The sequence below is a fragment of the Arthrobacter sp. P2b genome, from assembly GCF_900168295.1.
GTDB lineage: Bacteria > Actinomycetota > Actinomycetes > Actinomycetales > Micrococcaceae > Arthrobacter.
In genome coordinates, this window is sequence record NZ_FVZL01000001.1 from 673,144 (window position 1) to 689,961 (window position 16,818).

A 16,818-nucleotide genomic window follows, 5' to 3' on the forward strand; every position below is an offset into this window, starting at 1 on the left:
CATCACCACAGCGACGGCAGGCTCCCCACCAGGCGCTCGTACAAGGCCAGGGCGGAACCGTCCGTGAGGGAGGCCACCTGGTCGATCACCACACGCAGCCGGGCGCCGTCGTCGGGGGCGTCCCGCCAGTCGGCAGCGAACATGGGCTCCAAGTGCCGGTCACCTGTGGCGCTCAGGGCGGTCACCAGGGCGTGGAGCACCTCGCGCTGGCGTTCATAAATGGGCTGCCGGTGCTCGGTGGTCATCACGAACGTGGTGGCCAGGCCCTTCATGACGGCGATTTCCATCACCGTTTCATCCGGGACCATGAGTTCGGCGTTGTAGCGCGTGAGCCGGCCGGGACCGTAGACAGCACGGGTGGTTTCGAGCGCGCTTTGGCAGAACCGGCCGATCAGCTGGCTGGTCATGTTCTTCAGGGCGGCCATGGATTTGCGGCTGCCGTCCGCCTCCCGAACCCACACATCGGTGGCTTCCAGACGGGCCAAGGCGGCGTCAATGGCGGCGGGGTCGTTGTGCGGCAGGTACCACTGCTTGGCGTAGCCCACCACGCGGGCGCGGTGGTCAGGGTTGTCCATCCAGCGGAGCTGGAAGTGCCCGGCGACGATCGCGTCCTCCACGTCGTGGACCGAGTACGAAATGTCGTCCGCGAGGTCCATCACCTGGGCTTCCAGGCAGGACCGGCGCTCGGGGGCGCCCTGCCGGATCCAGGTGAAGATGGGCAGGTCATCCTCGTAGGCGCCGAACTTGCTGGTCCGCTGGCCGTGGATGACCGGGGCCTCCAGTGCGGACCATGGGTATTTGGCCGCCGCGTCCAGGCTCGCCCGGGTGAGGTTCAGCCCGGCGGGCAGGCCATCCGCCGTCAGCACCTTGGGCTCCAGGCGGGTCAGCAGCCGCAGGGTCTGGGCGTTGCCCTCGAAGCCGCCGATGGCGTGCGCCACCTCGTTCAGCGCTGACTCCCCGTTGTGGCCGAAGGGCGGGTGCCCGAGGTCGTGGCTCAGGCAGGCGGTGTCCACCACATCAGGGTCGCAGCCCAGGGCGCGGCCGAGTTCGCGGCCCACCTGCGCCACCTCCAGGCTGTGGGTCAGCCGGGTCCGGACGAAGTCGTCGGTGTCCGGGGCCACCACCTGGGTTTTGGCACCCAGCCGGCGCAGGGCGGAAGAATGCAGGACGCGGGCGCGGTCCCGCTCAAAATCGGAGCGGTACGTGCTTTTCGGCGGCTCCTCCACCCAGCGGGCGGAATCGTCGGCATCGTAGCCGGGCAGCACCGGCGCGGCCGTGCGGGCCTCAGCCACCGGAGACGTCCAGCTCTGCTGCCGAGATGTCCCTGGACTGGTCGTCGTTCAGGGCACGGGACTCCAGCCAGTCCTTGGGCAGGGCGGGCTTCTTGGGTGATCCGGCACGGCCGCGCGGGCCCTCCGCGTCACCGCCCGGGTACGGCGAGTCAAGGTCCAGTTCGGCCAGGGTATCGCGCAGCACCTCGAGGCTGGTCACCAGCGCCAGCCGGGTGCGCAGCTCTCCGCCCACCACGTAGCCCTTGAAGTACCAGGCGATGTGCTTGCGGATCTCGCGGAGCGCCTTGCCTTCGTCGCCGAAGGTCTCCACCATCAGCTCGGCATGGCGGTAGACGCCCTCGGCCACCTGGCGCAGGTTGGGCCGGAAGCGGGTGTCGCTGCCTTCGAACGCCGCCTGCAGATCGCCGAACAGCCACGGCCGGCCCTGGCAGCCTCGGCCCACCACCACGCCGTCCACCCCGGTTTCGCGGACCATCCGGACGGCGTCCTCCGCCGACCAGATGTCGCCGTTGCCCAGCACCGGGATATCCGGGAGGGCTTCACGGAGCCGCGCGATGGCGGACCAGTCCGCCTGGCCCGAGTAGAACTGGGCGGCGGTGCGGCCGTGAAGCGCGACGGCGGCCACGCCGGAATCGCGGGCGATGCGGCCGGCGTCGAGGTACGTCAGGTGGTCCTCGTCAATGCCCTTGCGCATCTTGATGGTCAGCGGGATGTTGCCCCGGGAGGCTTCCTTCACGGCAGTCTGGACGATGGACGTGAAGAGGTCGATCTTCCAGGGCAGGGCGGATCCGCCGCCGCGCCGGGTGACCTTGGGGACGGGGCAGCCGAAGTTCAGGTCGATGTGGTCCGCCCTGTCCTCCTCCACAAGCATCCGCACTGCCTGGCCCACCGTCACCGGATCCACGCCGTACAGCTGGACGGACCGGACCTTCTCGTCGTCGTCGTGGGAAATGATCCGGAGGGATTCGGGGGTCCGCTCCACCAACGCGCGGGAGGTAACCATCTCCGCCACGTACATGCCGCCGCCGTATTCACGGCAGAGCCTGCGGAAGGCAGAGTTGGTGATCCCGGCCATGGGTGCCAGGATCACCGGCGTGTCCACGGTGATGGGACCCAGCTTCAGGGGCGGGAGTTCCAGCTTGGGAGCGGGAGTAGTTGCTGCAACAGTCACCATTCCATTGTTGCAAAGCCGGACAAATCGGATGGCCCGTCAAGGATCGCCTCCACCGGCCGGGTTAGCGGCGGCCCGGTCAGGGGGCTGGAGAGCGTCCGTCCGGTCGGCGGCATTCTCGGTCGGCGGCGTTCGCGGTCAGTGGCGTTCGCGGTCAGGGGCGTTCCCGGTCGGCGGCGGCCCGGCGGCCGCGGCGGGTAAGCGGCGCGCCCTCCTGACCATCAGCCGAGTCCAGACGTTGAGCGGCACCCGGTCCTTCGCCGGCGCCGGCGCCTGCGGCGGCGCCTGGTTGTGCGGCAACGCGCCGGGCCCGTCCTTCCAACGCCGCGGCTGCGAGCGCACCGGTGTCCGCGACATCGTCCAGGTTGTGGCCGGTGCCGGCATCGCGTGCACTGGCCCCGCGTGGCTGGGATCCGCCTGCCACGGCCACGGCAGGGGCTTCGGCGGCGGCCGCACCGGCGTTGATGCCGGTCGCCTTGACCACCAGGACCGCGATGAGGGTGGTCACCGGGATGGCCAGGACCAGCCCGATGGAGCCGACGAGCGTCCTGATGACTTCTTCCGAGAGCTCTGCGCTGGTCAGCGTCTCCCCCAGCGGCCGGTCGTAGAGCATCACGATGATGAGGATGGGCAGCGCCGCACCGGCGTACGCGAAGGCAATGGTGTAGACCGTGGAGGCGATGTGGTCGCGGCCAATCCGCATGGCGGAGGTGAACAGCTTCCGCGCGCTGCTGCCCGGGGCCAGTTCGTACAGTTCCCACACGGCGGAGGACTGGGTGATGGTGACGTCGTTCAGGACGCCCAGGCCGGAGATGATGAGCCCGCACAGGATCACGCCGGAGATGGAGATGTTGGCTGAGGTGTTGACCAGGGTGGTGGCGTCGTGGTTGCCCACGCCCGCGAGGTTGGCCGCATTCGTGGCCCAGGCGGCCAGGAGCGCCGTAATGCCCAGGCCGAAGATGGTGCCCAGCAGCGCGGTGGAGGTCCGGGCCGAGAATCCGTGGGCGAAGTACAGGACCCCGATCATGATCACGGTGGACCCCACCAGCGCCAGCAGCAGGGGCGGCTTCCCTTCCACGAGGCCCGGAAGCATGAAGCTGGCCAGCACGAAGTAGGCGCCGACCAGCCCGACGAGCGCGCGGAAGCCCCGCCACCGCGCCACGGCGATGACCACGGCTGCGTACAGCAGGGCCAGCAGCACGATGGGCAGGGTCCGCACAAAGTCCACGAAGATGTAGGCGGGCGAACCCTGCGAGGCCGAGGCGCCCTGGGCATTGGACAGGTTCAGGTAGCGGATCTGGTCCCCGGGCTTGACGCCGTGGGACTTGGCGACGTCCGGGTTGATGACCACTTTGACGGGGCTGCCGCCCTTGTCCGGTTCAGTGAAGGCGAAGGTGCAGTCCGATCCCTGCTGGCCCGGGCTTTGGGTTGGCGCCTGCCCGTCCTGAGCCTGGGGCGTTTGGTTCTGCTGGCCGGCCCCCTGCATGCAGTTTTCCGTTACCACGCTTTGGATGGTGCCCGTATCGAAGGTCACGCCAGGGGCAGCCGAGTACGGGTTGGCCAGCGAGATGCCTTCCTTGCTTCCGGAGGGCCAGAGCATGGCCATCCCGGCCAGGGTCAGCAGGGTGATGGGAATGAGCACCGCTGCCAGGATCCGGTTGGCCTTCCTCCGGGCAGCCATCGCCTGCGGCGTCGGCTCCGAATGACCTGTAGAAGCGTGGGAATGGCCGGCGCCCATCAGCAGTGAAACCTCATACGTTGAACTCTACGTCCGGCACCGTAGGGTTGATAAATGGATCATTGGGAGGTACCAGGCGTGACCAACCGAAGCGCTGAAGACAGCAGCAAACTGCCCTCCGGCGGCGTCCCCCCGGCACCCGGCCACCAGGCCGTGCTGAGTGTGCTCGAGGCCTCCGGTCCCACCAGGGGCGTGGCACTGGTGCTCCACGGCGGCAAGTCCCACAGCCGCGAACCGGTGGAAGCCCTGCACCTGAGCCCGGCCCGTATGGTGCCCTTCGCGAGGCACCTGCACCGCGCCGGGCGGAAACATGGGCTGGCGGTCTGGTCGCTGCGCAACAGCGTCCGCGGGTGGAACGGGCCGGACATGTCCCCGGTGCAGGACGCCCGGTGGGCGCTGCGGCAGATCGAAGAGCAGCATCCCGGCGTACCCGTATTCCTGGTGGGCCACTCCATGGGCGGGCTGACGGCTGTTTGCGCCGCCGGCCATCCCCAGGTGGAAGCGGTGGTGGCGCTGGCTCCCTGGCTCAGCCCGCAGACGCCAACCTCAGGTGTCGCCGGCAGGAAGGTCCTGATCGTGCACGGGACCCTGGACCGGTGGACCAGCCCGTCCCAGTCGCTGGCGTTCGCGCGGCGGGGCTCAGAGGCAGCGGCCAGCATGCAGTACGTGGCGTTGAAAGGGGCTGGCCACTTCATGCTCCGCAAGGTCCGTTTGTGGCAGATCCTGGCCACCGGGTTCGTCATCAAGGCGTTCAGCGAAAGCACGGGCGCCACTGTCCGGCCGCCCCGCGCCTTCGGGCAACTCCTGCCGGAATCGTCCGTCCAGGTGACCCTGTGAGCCGTTTACCCGGAACGCCTTCCTGGCGACTCTTTATTGGCCCCAGACGGGCCTGAAACCCGGATTCCCCGAACAGCTGGAGACATGCATGCCATGGCATCCGCCGCCCAGTGACCGTTTCTACCGGCTGATTGTCCGCCTGGGCCAGGTCCTCCGGTGGGCCTTCCGGATCACCATCCTTCCCACCGGGCTGGAACATGTGCCGGCACCCGGCCTGCGCCATGGCATCGCGCGGACCGTGGTGCCCGGCTCCGGCGCCGTCTTTGCCATCACGCACTTTGGCTACCTGGACTTCGCGGCGTCCGAACTGGTCCTGTGGAAGCATTCCCGCGCCCACATGCGCTTCATGATCCACCAGGGGGCGGCCGACCACTGGCTGGCAGGCCCCGCTATCAGTGCTACAAACAGCGTGGTGGTGGGGTACACCGAACGCGCCGGCGCTTTTGACAAGGCGGTGGCCAAGCTCAGGAGCGGCGAATACCTGGCCGTGTTCCCGGAGGCGGGAGTGAGCAGGAGCTTCCTGGTCCGGGAGTGCAAAACAGGTGCCGTACGAATGGCAGCCGAAGCAGGCGTCCCCGTCTTCCCGGTCTCGGTGTGGGGCGCGCACCGGCTCTTGACAAGGGGGCAGCGGTTTTCCCCGCGGAGGGCATGGCGTGCACCGGTCCGGGTGCATTACGGCGAACCGCTCCGGTTCCCGCCTGGTGTGGACGCGGAACGCGAAACCGAACTCCTGCGCCGAACGCTGCAGGCGGGCATCGATGCCTGCATCGCGGACTTCCCGCTGAAACCGGAGCCCGGCGCCTGGTGGATGCCGCGGCACCTGGGCGGCGGTGCTCCTTCCGAAGCTGAGCGGCAGGCGCTGGACGCCCAGGACGCCGCCAGGGGCCGCCGTCGTACTCCCCGAAAGTAGGTAGCGCCAAGTGTCCTTGTGGAGGTCCACAACGACACTTGGCGCTACCTGGTTGGATGGGGCCCGGACGAAGCTCTAGTCCGAGACCACGAGGGTTTCGGCGCCGGCGAGCCTGGCTTTCCCGCTGTCGAGGAGGGGTTCGACGGCGGCGCGCAGGGCCGTCATCGAGTCATCCAGTTCCAGCATCACCGGGTGCTGGTACGCGATCAGTGCCAGCATGTCGCGGACAGCCTCGGCGGCGTCATCGGCATCCAGCGCCGGTTCGTGGCCGACGAAGACGTCCGTGGGTGCCTCCGCTCCCTCGGGCTCAGGGCCCTGGGCGGGGTCCGGGTTGGCGGGCGCCGCGTAGCTGACGGCAAAGGCGCGGATGCGGCCCTTCTTACTCGGCGCCACCCCCGCACCGAACGCCGATTCCGGCTGTGCCCGCAGCACGATGGCGCCGTGCGCTCCGGTGAGGTCATCCAGGAACAGCTTCTGAACCTGGCCCATGGACAGCACGCCCGGGGAATCCCAGCCGTGGATGGAGGTGTAGTACCTGCCCACGACATCGGTCAGTTCCACGGACCCGGTGGCCAGCTCCATCACCACGTCGGAGCCGGCGTCCTGGTCGCCGGCGGACCCGCCGTCCTTGGCAGGGAACACGGGAAGCCGCAAGGCACCCGGTTCCACGATGACCAGCCGGGACCGCTGGATGGGCGAAAGTCCCACGGCTTCGGCGAAGGCGGCCCCCGGCGTACCGGGCTCCACCTTGGCGCGGAACTTGGCAACGCCCGACGGCGCGTGCTCGGCTTCCCGCCGCAGCATGGCCAGGAGGCTGGCTCCGATGCCGGCACGGCGGTGGTCCTTCGCCACTTCGATGTACGTCCACAGCCGTTCAGGGTGCAGCGAGGCCTCGTAGACCACACCGGCAGCCACCGGGATCCCGACCTCGTCGATCACGTCCTCGGCCACGATGCAGCGGCGCCAGAGAGCGCCGCCGGTGCCGGCAGAGGACGGCGCGAGCGCGCCGCGGAACTGGCGCGCCTGGGACGTTTCCGGGCCGCCCCAGATTTCAAGGAGCGCCAGGTCGTCGCCCTCGCGCCATTCGCGGTATTCGATGGCCATGCTCAGGCGCCGATCAGGCGTGCGGCCAGGTAGCCCTCCACCTTGTCCAGGGAAACGCGTTCCTGGCTCATGGTGTCCCGCTCGCGGATGGTCACGGCCTGGTCCTCGAGAGTGTCGAAGTCAACCGTGATGCAGAACGGGGTGCCGATTTCGTCCTGGCGGCGGTAGCGGCGGCCGATGGCGCCGGCATCGTCGAAATCGATGTTCCAGTTCTTGCGCAGCTGGGTGCCGAGGTCCTTGGCTTTCGGGGACAGGTCCTCGTTGCGGCTCAGCGGCAGCACGGCGGCCTTCACCGGGGCCAGCCGCGGGTCCAGCTTCAGGACGGTGCGGACGTCCACGCCCCCCTTGGCGTTGGGGGCCTCGTCCTCGGTGTAGGCGTCCACCAGGAAGGCCATGAAGGAACGGGTCAGGCCGGCCGCGGGTTCAATGACGTACGGGGTGTAGCGCTCGTTCGTGGCCTGGTTGAAGTAGCTCAGGTCCGTGCCGGAGGCCTTGGCGTGCGTCGAGAGGTCGAAGTCGGTCCGGTTGGCGATGCCTTCCAGCTCGCCCCACTCGGAGCCCTGGAAGCCGAAGCGGTATTCGATGTCCGTTGTGCCCTTGGAGTAGTGGCTGAGCTTTTCCTGCGGGTGCTCGAAGAAGCGCAGGTTCTCTTCACGGATGCCCAGGCCGGTGTACCAGGCCATGCGCTCCTTCATCCAGTACTGGTGCCACTCTTCGTCCATGCCGGGCTCGACGAAGAACTCCATCTCCATCTGCTCGAACTCGCGGGTGCGGAAGATGAAGTTTCCGGGCGTGATCTCGTTGCGGAAGGACTTGCCGATCTGGCCGATGCCGAACGGGGGCTTCTTGCGGGAGGTGGTGAGGACGTTGTTGAAGTTCACGAAGATGCCCTGGGCGGTTTCCGGGCGCAGGTAGTGCATGCCTTCTTCGCTGGCCACGGGGCCCAGGAAGGTCTTGAGCAGGCCGGAGAATTCCTGCGGCTCGGTCCATTCACCGCGGGTGCCGCAGTTGGCGCAGGCGATGTCCTTCAGGCCGTTCTCGGCGGGGCGGCCCTTCTTCTCCTCGTACTCTTCCTCGAGGTGGTCGGCGCGGTAGCGCTTGTGGCAGGAGAGGCATTCCACCAGCGGGTCGGAGAAGACCTCCACGTGGCCGGAGGCTTCCCACACCTGGCGGGGCAGGATGACGGAGGAGTCCAGGCCCACCACGTCCTCGCGGCCGCGGACCATGGACTGCCACCACTGGCGCTTGATGTTTTCCTTCAGCTCGGCGCCAAGGGGCCCGTAGTCCCAGGCAGAACGCGAACCTCCGTAGATCTCACCGGCCTGGAACACGAAGCCCCTCCGCTTGGAGAGGGAAATGACCTGGTCGAGAACGGATTTTGCTGCCATGGGGTAACTCCAGTTTCTACAGGGCCGCTGGGTGCGGTCCGCGGTTTTCAGGCCCCGGGCATCACCAAAAGCAGGGCACTTCCGGTGGCCGGTCGGGGCGGATGAAGGGGGTGGTAAAGCTGCGTGTCCTAGCCTACCGGCCGCTGCCTGCAGAGCGCGCCCCGCGGCCACGGCAGCGTGGCCAGGATAATGGCGGCCAGCGTCAGGATGGTGCCCAGGACGGTGGCGGGCGCCACCACGGTGCCGGGGCCGGGAAGCACCACGTCCAGGGCCAGCGATCCGAGCAGCTGGCCCGCGATCATTCCCAGCCCAGTCACCAGGACGCCCAGGCTTCGAACCAGCAGCGCTCCCAGGCCAATGAAGACACAGCCCATGGGACCGCCCAGGTAGTACCACCACTCCCCCGGCAGCGGGTTGCCCGGCCCGGCCACCGAAACCTTGACGGCGAGCGCGGTCCACAGCACCAGGCAGCCGGCCACGAAGTTGACGAGTGTGGCGGCGATGGGGGTCCCGTAGTGGACGGTGGCGGTGCCGTTCATGGCCTGCTGGAAGCTCATGAGGAACCCTGCGGCCACAGGGAGCAGGAGTGGAAGCACCAAAGAAGCGGGACCGCCGTCGGTTCCGGGCGCGGAGCCTGAGGCGAAACGCGGTGAAACAGCCCATGCGACGGCGGCGATGGTGAGCACGCAGCCGATGATCCGGATGCCCGTGACCGGTTTCTTGCCCGCGGGCCCGAGGCCCAGCCGGTCCACCAGGAGTCCGCTCACCGTCTGCCCGGTGACGGTGGCCACCGTGAACAGCGCCACCCCAAGGAGGCCTACCGTGAAGGACTGGGCAAAGACAAAGACCGCCCCGATGCAGCCGGCGAGGACGTAGATGGGGGGAAAGGCCCTGCTGCGGACGGCCGGAAGGATCCTGGCCAGCCCGGCGCGGCCGCGGGGCAGGAGCAGCGAGATGAGGATCATGACCACCAGGCCTGTGCTGAAGCTCACCACGGCGGCAGCGATTCCGTCATTGAGCCGGGCTCCGAGTGCTCCGTTGATGCGGCCCTGGACAGGGATGGCAAGGCCGGCGCCTACCGCCAGCGGCAGGCCTGCGAGCAGCGGCAGGCGGGAGGTGGAGGTCATTGAATCCACCTTACGTCAGGCATTATTGCTACATGAGCAACCCCGTTGAGGACGTCCCCATCCGTGACAGCATGATCCGTCTGGGCCAGCTGCTGAAGCTCGCCAACCTGGTGGAGGACGGTGTGGAGGCCACGGATCTGATCAAGAACGGCCTGGTGAAGGTCAACGGCGAAATCGACGACCGGCGCGGCCGCCAGCTGCACAACGGCGACACCGTCACGGTCAATAACCAGACCGTACGCGTGGTGGCACCCGAAGCGGACTGAACCTGCTGCGACGGCGGAGCGGCGCCCGAAAGGTGACCGGCCGCCGTCGTACGCCTACTTCTTCAGGACCTCGTGGGTGAGGAACTCCCCCACATGCCCGATTTCCTGCTGGTTGATGCCGTGCCACATGCCCGTGTACAGCACTTTGGTGAGCTTGACGTGCTTGCGGACCCAGCCCATGGTGAAGTCGATCTTGTCAGGGGTGATCACGGGGTCCTGCTGGTCCCGCCCCCAGAACATGGGAATGGTTCCGTCCAGTTCGGCGTCCCGGAAGGTGGGGTCGTCGCCGGCGTCCACCACGAAGCCTGACAGGCCGACGACGGCCGCGAAGTCCGTGGGCCGCTGCCGCAGCAGCGTGGTGGCCATGGCCATCCCCATGGAAAAACCGAGCAGGGACACCGACGGGTGGCCCACCTTGATGGTGTCGATCCAGTCGAGCACGAAGGACGACGCCGCCTTGACCCGGTCCAGCGAATAGTCGATGGAGGCGTTGAGCGGGAACCAGGTGAAGCCGGGGCCCATAGCAATGGGCGCGCGGACGGAGGCCACTGCGAAGTCCCCCGGCAGCAGGTCTGCCAGGCTCAGCAGGTCCTGCTCGTTGGCGCCATATCCGTGCAGGAGCACCAGCAGCGGCTTTCCGTCGCGCTGGTCCTCCGGGTGGGACCACAGAACAACAGGGGCAGGAAATACATCGGCTTCAGTCATGGTTTCCATTGTTACAGCTACCTGAGGGCAACAACCTACGTTCGCGTAGCCAGAGAGCCGGAAGGCAGGATAAGGACCGTGACTGACGCAAGCATCATTGAAACCCCGCATGCACGCTCCGGATCCCACCCCTGGACCCGGTATGTGGCCATGGGCGATTCCTTCACCGAGGGCATCGGCGACCCCGAGCCCTCAAGCCCCGGCGGCTTCCGCGGCTGGGCGGACCGGGTGGCGGAGGAACTGGGCCGCACCCAGCCGGACTTCGCGTACGCCAACCTCGCGGTACGGGGCCGGCTGCTGCAGCAGATCGTGGACCAGCAACTGGCGCCCTGCCTGGCCCTGAAGCCGGACCTTGTCACCCTGTCCGCCGGGGGCAACGACCTCATCCGCCCGGGCGGTGACCCTGACGCGCTGGCCGAAAAGCTGGATTCCGTGGTGCAGATCCTGGCCATGGGCGGCGCCACTGTGGTCCTCTTCAACGGGCCCGATACCGGTTCGTCCGTGCTGGGCAGGATCCGCAGCAAGGTGGCCATCTATAACGAGAACCTGCGCACCGTCGCGGCCCGGCACGACGCGGTCATTGCGGACATGTGGTCCCTCCGGCAGCTCAGCGACCCCCAGATGTGGGACCAGGACCGGCTGCATTTCTCGCCGCTGGGCCACCACACCATCGCGGCCATGGTGCTGGATGCACTGAACGTGGAGCACACCCTGGAGCCGCTGCAGCCCAAGGCCCTGCCGCACCGGACGTGGCGCGAGGCGCGGTCCGGTGACCTGGTGTGGGCGCGCGAATACTTTGTCCCGTGGGTGCTGCGCCGCCTCCGCCACCAGTCCTCCGGGGACGGCATCACCGCAAAACGTCCGACGCCGGGTCCCGTCTTTGGCCCGGGCGTTCCGCTGGGTTCGGGCGAGGGGCCGCTGGGTACCGCGGAGCCGTCCCGGCGCTGACGCCGGAACTTGGAACCTGGCAGCGGCGCAGGCGGGCGGTATGGAACCGGACATGGTGGTGCGGCTGAGGCTGCAGGCCCAGATGCTTCGGGATCCCGCTGCCGCATCGCCGAAGGCCGCCTTGCGAAAACTGCTGGCCGTGCAGGCGCAGGAGTTTCCCTACGCCCGGTGGAGCCTGGCCCAGCGGGTGTCGGCGGGCGCATCCCCCGTTGCGGCAGCGGAGGTTGAGCAGGCAGTGGCCGACGGCCGGATCCTGCGGACCCATATCCTCCGGCCCACCTGGCATTTTGTGCACCGTGACGACCTCCGGTGGCTGTCAATCCTCTCTGCCCCACGGCTCCACCAGGCCAATGCGCCGACGTACCGCCTCACCGGAATCGATGAAGCAACTGCGGCCCGGGGCGGCGAGGTGCTGGCCGGGGCTGTGGCCGGCGGCAACCACCTCACCCGCGGGCAACTGGCCGTGAAGCTGCAGGAGGCCGGCTTCGAGGCCAGCGGACTGCGCCTTGCGTACATCATCATGCACGCCGAAGCCAGCGGCGTCCTTGCCAGCGGCACGCCGGTCCGGAGCCCGGGCGGTGCACTAAGACAGACGTACGCGCTCTTTGACGAGCGGGTACCCGCCGGGCCGGCCGTACCGCTTTCCCGGCCGGAAGCACTGGCTGAACTCGCCCTCCGCTACTTCACCAGCCGGGGACCCGCCACGATCCGGGACTGCGCGGACTGGTCAAAGCTGACAATGACCGATATACGTCAGGGTGTGCAGCTGGCCATGGAGGCCCATCCCGGTGCCCTGGGAGCAACGGCCATTGACGGCGTCGAGCATTACTATCCTGTAGAAGCCGGCGGGGAAGCCAGCGCTGGTCCTGACCGCGGACCTCGCTCCGATAGCAGACCGCGGGTCGACCTGATCCAGTGCTACGACGAATATGTGATGGGCTATTCCGCCACCCGGCATTACATGGGCGGCAGCGCCCCTTCCTTCCCCTTTGCCGGCGAGCCCATCCACGTGGTGCTGCTGGATGGGCGGATGGCCGGCTCCTGGCGGCACAAACTGCTTCCGGACCGGTGCGAACTCGATATCCGGTTGTCCCATGCCGCTGAAATGCCGGGTTCCCCGTTGGCCGCCGCGGTCCAGGATGCTCTGGACCGCTACGCGGCTTTCACGGGGCTCCCGGCCGTTCGTGTGCACTCCGGGGCTAAGCTGGAAGGACACACATGAGAGGCGCCCCACCGTGAGCAACCTGTTTTTCTGGATCATCATCCTGTCACTCCTGATCCCGGTGGCCATGCGGATGTACCGGAAATCCGTGGCCCGCAGGGACCATGGGCAGAGCTTCTCCGGGCGCTACCCGGAGCAGTTCCCGGGCGCCGGCCAATTCCCTGGATCGGCCGGGCCGCAGAGCAAGCAGCCCCGCGACGGCTACACCCAGCAGGACTATTTTGCCGGCGGATTCCAGCAGATCGAGCGGCCGCAGCCCATCAATGATCCCCAGCCGCTGCCCTACCAGTATGGCCAGCCGCCCCAGCAGCCGATGCCGGGCGCCGACAACCGGACCGCGCCGCAGCCGCCGTTCCAGCAGCCCCCGTTCTCCCAGCCCCCGTTCTCCCAGCCCGGGGCCCAGCAGGGCGCGCCCGGCCAGCCCTCCCCCGAACAGCACGTGGCCCCCGCTACTCCCCCGCCGCCGTCGGCCCCTCAGGGCTACCGGGCGCGGAAGCTTGCGGAACTGGACCAGCAATACAGCAACGGCGAACTGTCCGTCGAGGAGTACATGACACGCCGCAGCGACATCATGAACGGCTGAACTGCGTCACATCCACCAGCGGAAAGCCCACGTGCGTTAGTCCACCAGCGGAAAGACCACGCGCGTTAGTCCACGCGCTTTAGTCCACCTGCGGAAAACCCAGGTCGATGACCGACGTTGCGGGGTCCGGCCACCGCGTGGTGACCACTTTTCCCCGGGTGTAGAACCGGATGCTGTCCGGCCCGTACATGTGCGTGTCCCCGAACAGGGAGTTCTTCCAGCCACCGAAGGAGAAGGTACCCACCGGAACCGGGATGGGCACGTTGACCCCCACCATGCCGGCCTCGACGTCGAACTCGAACTGCCGGGCGGCACCGCCGTCGCGGGTGAAGATGGCAACCCCGTTTCCGAACTCGTTGTCGTTGACCAGGCGGACCGCATCGCTGTAGGAATCTACCCGGACTACGGACAGGACGGGACCGAAGATTTCGTCGTCGTAGACCTTCATGCCCGGCTTGACGTGATCCACCAGGCTGACTCCGATAAAAAACCCGTTGGAATCGAACTGCTGCGAGCGGCCGTCAACAACCACTGTGGCGCCTTCATCTTCGGCGCCTGCCACATAAGAGGCCACCCTGTCCCGGTGCTCGGCGGTGATCAACGGTCCCATCTGCGATGCGGGGTCCGTCCCGGGACCAATCGTGAGGGTGGCCATCCGGCTTTGGATGGCCGCCACCAGGTCGTCGGCGATGGCACCGACGGCGACGAGCACGCTGACCGCCATGCAGCGCTCACCGGCCGAGCCGTAGGCAGCTGAAATGGCGGCGTCTGCTGCCATGTCCAGGTCCGCGTCCGGCAGGACCACCATGTGGTTCTTGGCCCCGCCCAGGGCCTGGACCCGCTTGCCGTGGTCGGCCGCGCGCTTGTAAATCGACTGCGCTATGGGCGTTGAGCCCACGAAGCTGACGGCCTTGACGTCCGGGTGTTCAAGCAGCACATCCACGGCTCCCTTGTCGCCCTGCACCACGTTCAGCACACCCGCCGGCAGTCCCGCTTCGGCGAAGACTTCCGCGATGAACACGGCGGAGGACGGGTCCTTTTCACTGGGCTTCAGCAGCACGGTGTTGCCGCACGCCAGGGCACTGCCGATCATCCAGAGCGGCACCATGGCCGGGAAGTTGAACGGGGTGATGCAGGCGACCACACCCACAGGCTGCCGGACGGAGTGCACGTCCACGCCGCTGGAGACCTGCTCCGAGCGTTCCCCCTTAAGCATGTGGGACAGTCCGGTGGCGAACTCGATGTTCTCGAGGCCGCGCGAAATCTCCCCTTCGGCGTCGGAGAGTACTTTGCCGTGCTCACTGGTCAGGATGGCGGCCAGCTCGGACTTGCGCTGTGTGAGGATTTCGCGGACCCGGAAGAAGATGTTGGTCCGCTTCGCCAGGCTCGTCGCCCGCCAGGCGGGCAGCGCGGCCGTGGCAGCGGCGATGGCTTCCTCTACCCGGGCAGCGGAAGCGAGCGCAACCTGCTTTTCCTGTTCTCCGGTGGCCGGGTTGAACACGGGGCCAAAGCGCTCGGCATCGGCAACGCGGCTGCCGTTGATGTAATGCGGAATGGTGTGCATGAAAGTCTCTCTTCTACTTTGCTGAATCCAGGGAACCGTCGGCGAGCTTGATGATCATGGAGCAGTCCTTGCCGGACTCGCCCGCATCGATGAGGCGCTGGTACAGCTGCTGAACATGCCTGCCGATTTCGAGCGGCGTGCCGGTGTCCTCGGCAGCGCTGATGGCCAGGCCGATGTCCTTGTTCGCCAGCTCGGCGGTGAACGTGGGCGCGAAGTCGTTGTTGGATGCGGCGGTGGGGACCACACCGGGAACGGGGTACCAGGTGCGCAGGGCCCAGCTGTCACCGGAGGACACGGAGGCGATGTCCCAGAACACCTTCTTGTCGAGTCCGAGCCTGTCGGCCAGCACTGCACCCTCAGCGGTGGAGGCCAGGTTGATCAGGAGCATCAGGTTGTTGCAGATCTTGGCCGCTTGGCCGGTAGTGGCTCCGCCGGTGGGGATGATGTTGGTGGCCATCGGCCCGATGTAGCGGGTGGCATCCGCTACTGCGTCGGCTTCACCGCCCACCATAAACGTGAGTGTTCCTGCTTTGGCGCCACTCATCCCGCCGGAGACGGGGGCATCGACGAAGCGGAAGCCGGCGGCAGCGGCGGCGTCGTGCAGTTCACTGGCAGCCGCGATATCGATGGTGGAGGAATCGACCAGGAGCGTCCGTGTTTCCGCATGTGCCAGCACGCCGTCCGCACCCAGGTAGACGGCCTTGGCATGTTCGCCCTTCGGAAGCATGGTGAACACAACATCGGCGCCCGCCACAGCCTCTGCGATGCTTCCCGCCGGCTTCACACCGCCAGCCTCGGCAGCGGCGACGGCGGCGGGGTTGAGGTCGAATCCCCGTACGTCGTGACCCGCCTTGGCAAGGTTCCCCGACATGGATCCGCCCATGTTTCCCAAACCGATCCAACCGACTACTGCCATGGCATAAGCTCCTTTGCTGTGCCTCCGGCCAGGACCGGCCGGAAGGTCTGTGTCCACCATCACACCCTGCTACAGTGCAATCAAGGGGAAAAATCACAGGTGGTATGTGCACTGATGCACACGAACGAAGGGACACCCGGTGGCGCGGCTTCCAAGTCCGGACGACCTGTTGATCCTGCTCACTGTCGCCAGGCTGGGACGCTTCAACGCGGTCGCCGAAACCATGGGCACCACGCACACCACGATTTCGCGGCGGATCCTCGCCCTGGACAAGCAATTGGGCGGCAGGACGCTGGAGCGCAGTCCGCACGGGTGGGAGCTGACGGAGCTTGGCGCTTCGGCCGTCGCGGCTGCGGAAACGATCGAGGAAACACTGGGGTCACTGGCCGCCGTTGTGGGCCAGGACCGGGACGCAGTGTCCGGCATGGTGCGCATCAGCACCTCTGACGGTTTCGGCGCCGAATTCGTCACTCCTGCCCTGGTCCGCCTCCAACAGCGGCATCCGTTGCTGAATGTGGAGATGCTCAGCGCCACGCGCAAGGTCAGCCAGAACCGCTCCGGCGTGGACCTTGAAGTGGTGGTGGGCCGCACGGATGTGAGCAATGCGCAGGCCATCTTCCTGGCCAACTACTTCCTGCGGCTCTATGCCAGTCCCGCGTACGCGGCGCAGCGGGGTTTGCCGGAAACGCCCGACGGCGTGGGGCAGCACGGCTTCGTCTCCTACGTTGAGTCCGCCCTGCAGGTTGCCGAACTGGGCCACCGGTCCTCGCAGTTGCCGATGCCGAAATCCAGCTTCCAGGCGACGAGCATCTTTGCCCAGGTGGAGGCGGTGCGCCGTGGCGTCGGCATCGGGCTGCTCCCGAACTTTATGGTGGCGCAGAACGCGGAGTTCATTCCGGTGCTCCCCGACGCCTTTCAGCGCCAGATTCCCGTCTGGGCGGTGGCCCGGCCGGAATCACTCCGGTCCGCCCGGGTGCAGGCCGTGATCGCTGCCCTCAAGGAAGAAGTGGCGGCCCGCCAGGATCTGCTGGCAGCCTAGGCCCTGGC

At 67.5% G+C, this 16,818-nt stretch carries 16 protein-coding genes; 7 read left to right on the forward strand and 9 right to left on the reverse strand.

Annotated elements, in window-relative coordinates:
- Nucleotides 1–2: 2 nt before the first annotated feature.
- The 3 genes from B5520_RS03070 to B5520_RS03080 form a co-directional block, all read right to left on the reverse strand.
- Complete coding sequence (locus B5520_RS03070) at nucleotides 3–1,292, reverse strand: deoxyguanosinetriphosphate triphosphohydrolase (RefSeq protein ID WP_079595561.1); 1,290 nt, start codon at nucleotides 1,290–1,292, stop codon at nucleotides 3–5.
- On the reverse strand, nucleotides 1,285–2,463 hold the full coding sequence (dusB, locus tag B5520_RS03075) for a tRNA dihydrouridine synthase DusB (RefSeq protein WP_079595562.1): 1,179 nt from the start codon (nucleotides 2,461–2,463) through the stop codon (nucleotides 1,285–1,287). Before dusB ends, B5520_RS03070 begins: the two co-directional genes overlap by 8 nt.
- Nucleotides 2,464–2,617: 154 nt before the next feature.
- The gene (locus B5520_RS03080; RefSeq protein ID WP_079595563.1) at nucleotides 2,618–4,144 is read right to left on the reverse strand and encodes a YibE/F family protein; all 1,527 of its coding nucleotides are present in this window, start codon (nucleotides 4,142–4,144) and stop codon (nucleotides 2,618–2,620) included.
- 135 nt (nucleotides 4,145–4,279) lie between these two features.
- Here B5520_RS03080 and B5520_RS03085 point away from each other — a divergent pair, with 135 nt between their 5' ends.
- Both B5520_RS03085 and B5520_RS03090 read left to right on the forward strand, forming a co-directional pair.
- Nucleotides 4,280–5,038, forward strand: a complete 759-nt coding sequence (locus B5520_RS03085; protein WP_254865447.1) for an alpha/beta hydrolase — start codon at nucleotides 4,280–4,282, stop codon at nucleotides 5,036–5,038.
- 88 nt (nucleotides 5,039–5,126) lie between these two features.
- On the forward strand, nucleotides 5,127–5,948 hold the full coding sequence (locus tag B5520_RS03090; protein WP_079595565.1) for a lysophospholipid acyltransferase family protein: 822 nt from the start codon (nucleotides 5,127–5,129) through the stop codon (nucleotides 5,946–5,948).
- A 75-nt stretch (nucleotides 5,949–6,023) separates the two neighbouring features.
- Here B5520_RS03090 and B5520_RS03095 read toward each other — a convergent pair whose 3' ends face one another.
- From B5520_RS03095 to B5520_RS03105, 3 genes are all read right to left on the reverse strand, one after another.
- Entirely contained in the window at nucleotides 6,024–7,052 is a 1,029-nt protein-coding gene (locus B5520_RS03095; RefSeq protein WP_079595566.1) for a GNAT family N-acetyltransferase, read from the reverse strand.
- Nucleotides 7,053–7,054: 2 nt separating this feature from the next.
- Nucleotides 7,055–8,440, reverse strand: a complete 1,386-nt coding sequence (locus B5520_RS03100) for a glycine--tRNA ligase (RefSeq protein ID WP_079595567.1) — start codon at nucleotides 8,438–8,440, stop codon at nucleotides 7,055–7,057.
- 128 nt (nucleotides 8,441–8,568) lie between these two features.
- Nucleotides 8,569–9,567, reverse strand: a complete 999-nt coding sequence (locus B5520_RS03105) for a DMT family transporter (protein ID WP_079595568.1) — start codon at nucleotides 9,565–9,567, stop codon at nucleotides 8,569–8,571.
- Between the two features lie 32 nt (nucleotides 9,568–9,599).
- On the opposite strand from B5520_RS03105, the gene B5520_RS03110 reads away from it, so the two are divergent.
- Nucleotides 9,600–9,833 carry an RNA-binding S4 domain-containing protein gene (locus B5520_RS03110; RefSeq protein WP_079595569.1) on the forward strand — a complete coding sequence of 78 codons (234 nt, stop codon included), beginning with the start codon at nucleotides 9,600–9,602 and terminating at the stop codon, nucleotides 9,831–9,833.
- A gap of 54 nt (nucleotides 9,834–9,887) precedes the next feature.
- Here B5520_RS03110 and B5520_RS03115 read toward each other — a convergent pair whose 3' ends face one another.
- Entirely contained in the window at nucleotides 9,888–10,538 is a 651-nt protein-coding gene (locus B5520_RS03115) for an alpha/beta hydrolase (RefSeq protein ID WP_079595889.1), read from the reverse strand.
- Nucleotides 10,539–10,616: 78 nt separating this feature from the next.
- Here B5520_RS03115 and B5520_RS03120 point away from each other — a divergent pair, with 78 nt between their 5' ends.
- From B5520_RS03120 to B5520_RS03130, 3 genes are read left to right on the forward strand one after another with little or no spacing between them, the layout of a single operon-like run.
- Complete coding sequence (locus B5520_RS03120) at nucleotides 10,617–11,486, forward strand: SGNH/GDSL hydrolase family protein (protein WP_079595570.1); 870 nt, start codon at nucleotides 10,617–10,619, stop codon at nucleotides 11,484–11,486.
- A gap of 40 nt (nucleotides 11,487–11,526) precedes the next feature.
- Complete coding sequence (locus B5520_RS03125) at nucleotides 11,527–12,708, forward strand: winged helix DNA-binding domain-containing protein (RefSeq protein WP_079595571.1); 1,182 nt, start codon at nucleotides 11,527–11,529, stop codon at nucleotides 12,706–12,708.
- 13 nt (nucleotides 12,709–12,721) lie between these two features.
- Nucleotides 12,722–13,291: a hypothetical protein gene (locus B5520_RS03130; RefSeq protein ID WP_079595572.1), complete on the forward strand. Its 570-nt coding sequence runs from the start codon at nucleotides 12,722–12,724 to the stop codon at nucleotides 13,289–13,291.
- A gap of 79 nt (nucleotides 13,292–13,370) precedes the next feature.
- On the opposite strand, the gene B5520_RS03135 is transcribed toward B5520_RS03130, so the two are convergent.
- Both B5520_RS03135 and mmsB read right to left on the reverse strand, forming a co-directional pair.
- Nucleotides 13,371–14,855: a CoA-acylating methylmalonate-semialdehyde dehydrogenase gene (locus tag B5520_RS03135; protein WP_079595573.1), complete on the reverse strand. Its 1,485-nt coding sequence runs from the start codon at nucleotides 14,853–14,855 to the stop codon at nucleotides 13,371–13,373.
- A 13-nt stretch (nucleotides 14,856–14,868) separates the two neighbouring features.
- Entirely contained in the window at nucleotides 14,869–15,771 is a 903-nt protein-coding gene (gene mmsB, locus B5520_RS03140; protein WP_079595574.1) for a 3-hydroxyisobutyrate dehydrogenase, read from the reverse strand.
- A gap of 139 nt (nucleotides 15,772–15,910) precedes the next feature.
- Between mmsB and B5520_RS03145 the strand changes: the two genes are divergently transcribed.
- A complete protein-coding gene (locus tag B5520_RS03145) occupies nucleotides 15,911–16,810 on the forward strand; it encodes a LysR family transcriptional regulator (protein ID WP_079595575.1) in 900 nt (299 codons plus the stop codon).
- Nucleotides 16,811–16,818: the final 8 nt, after the last annotated feature.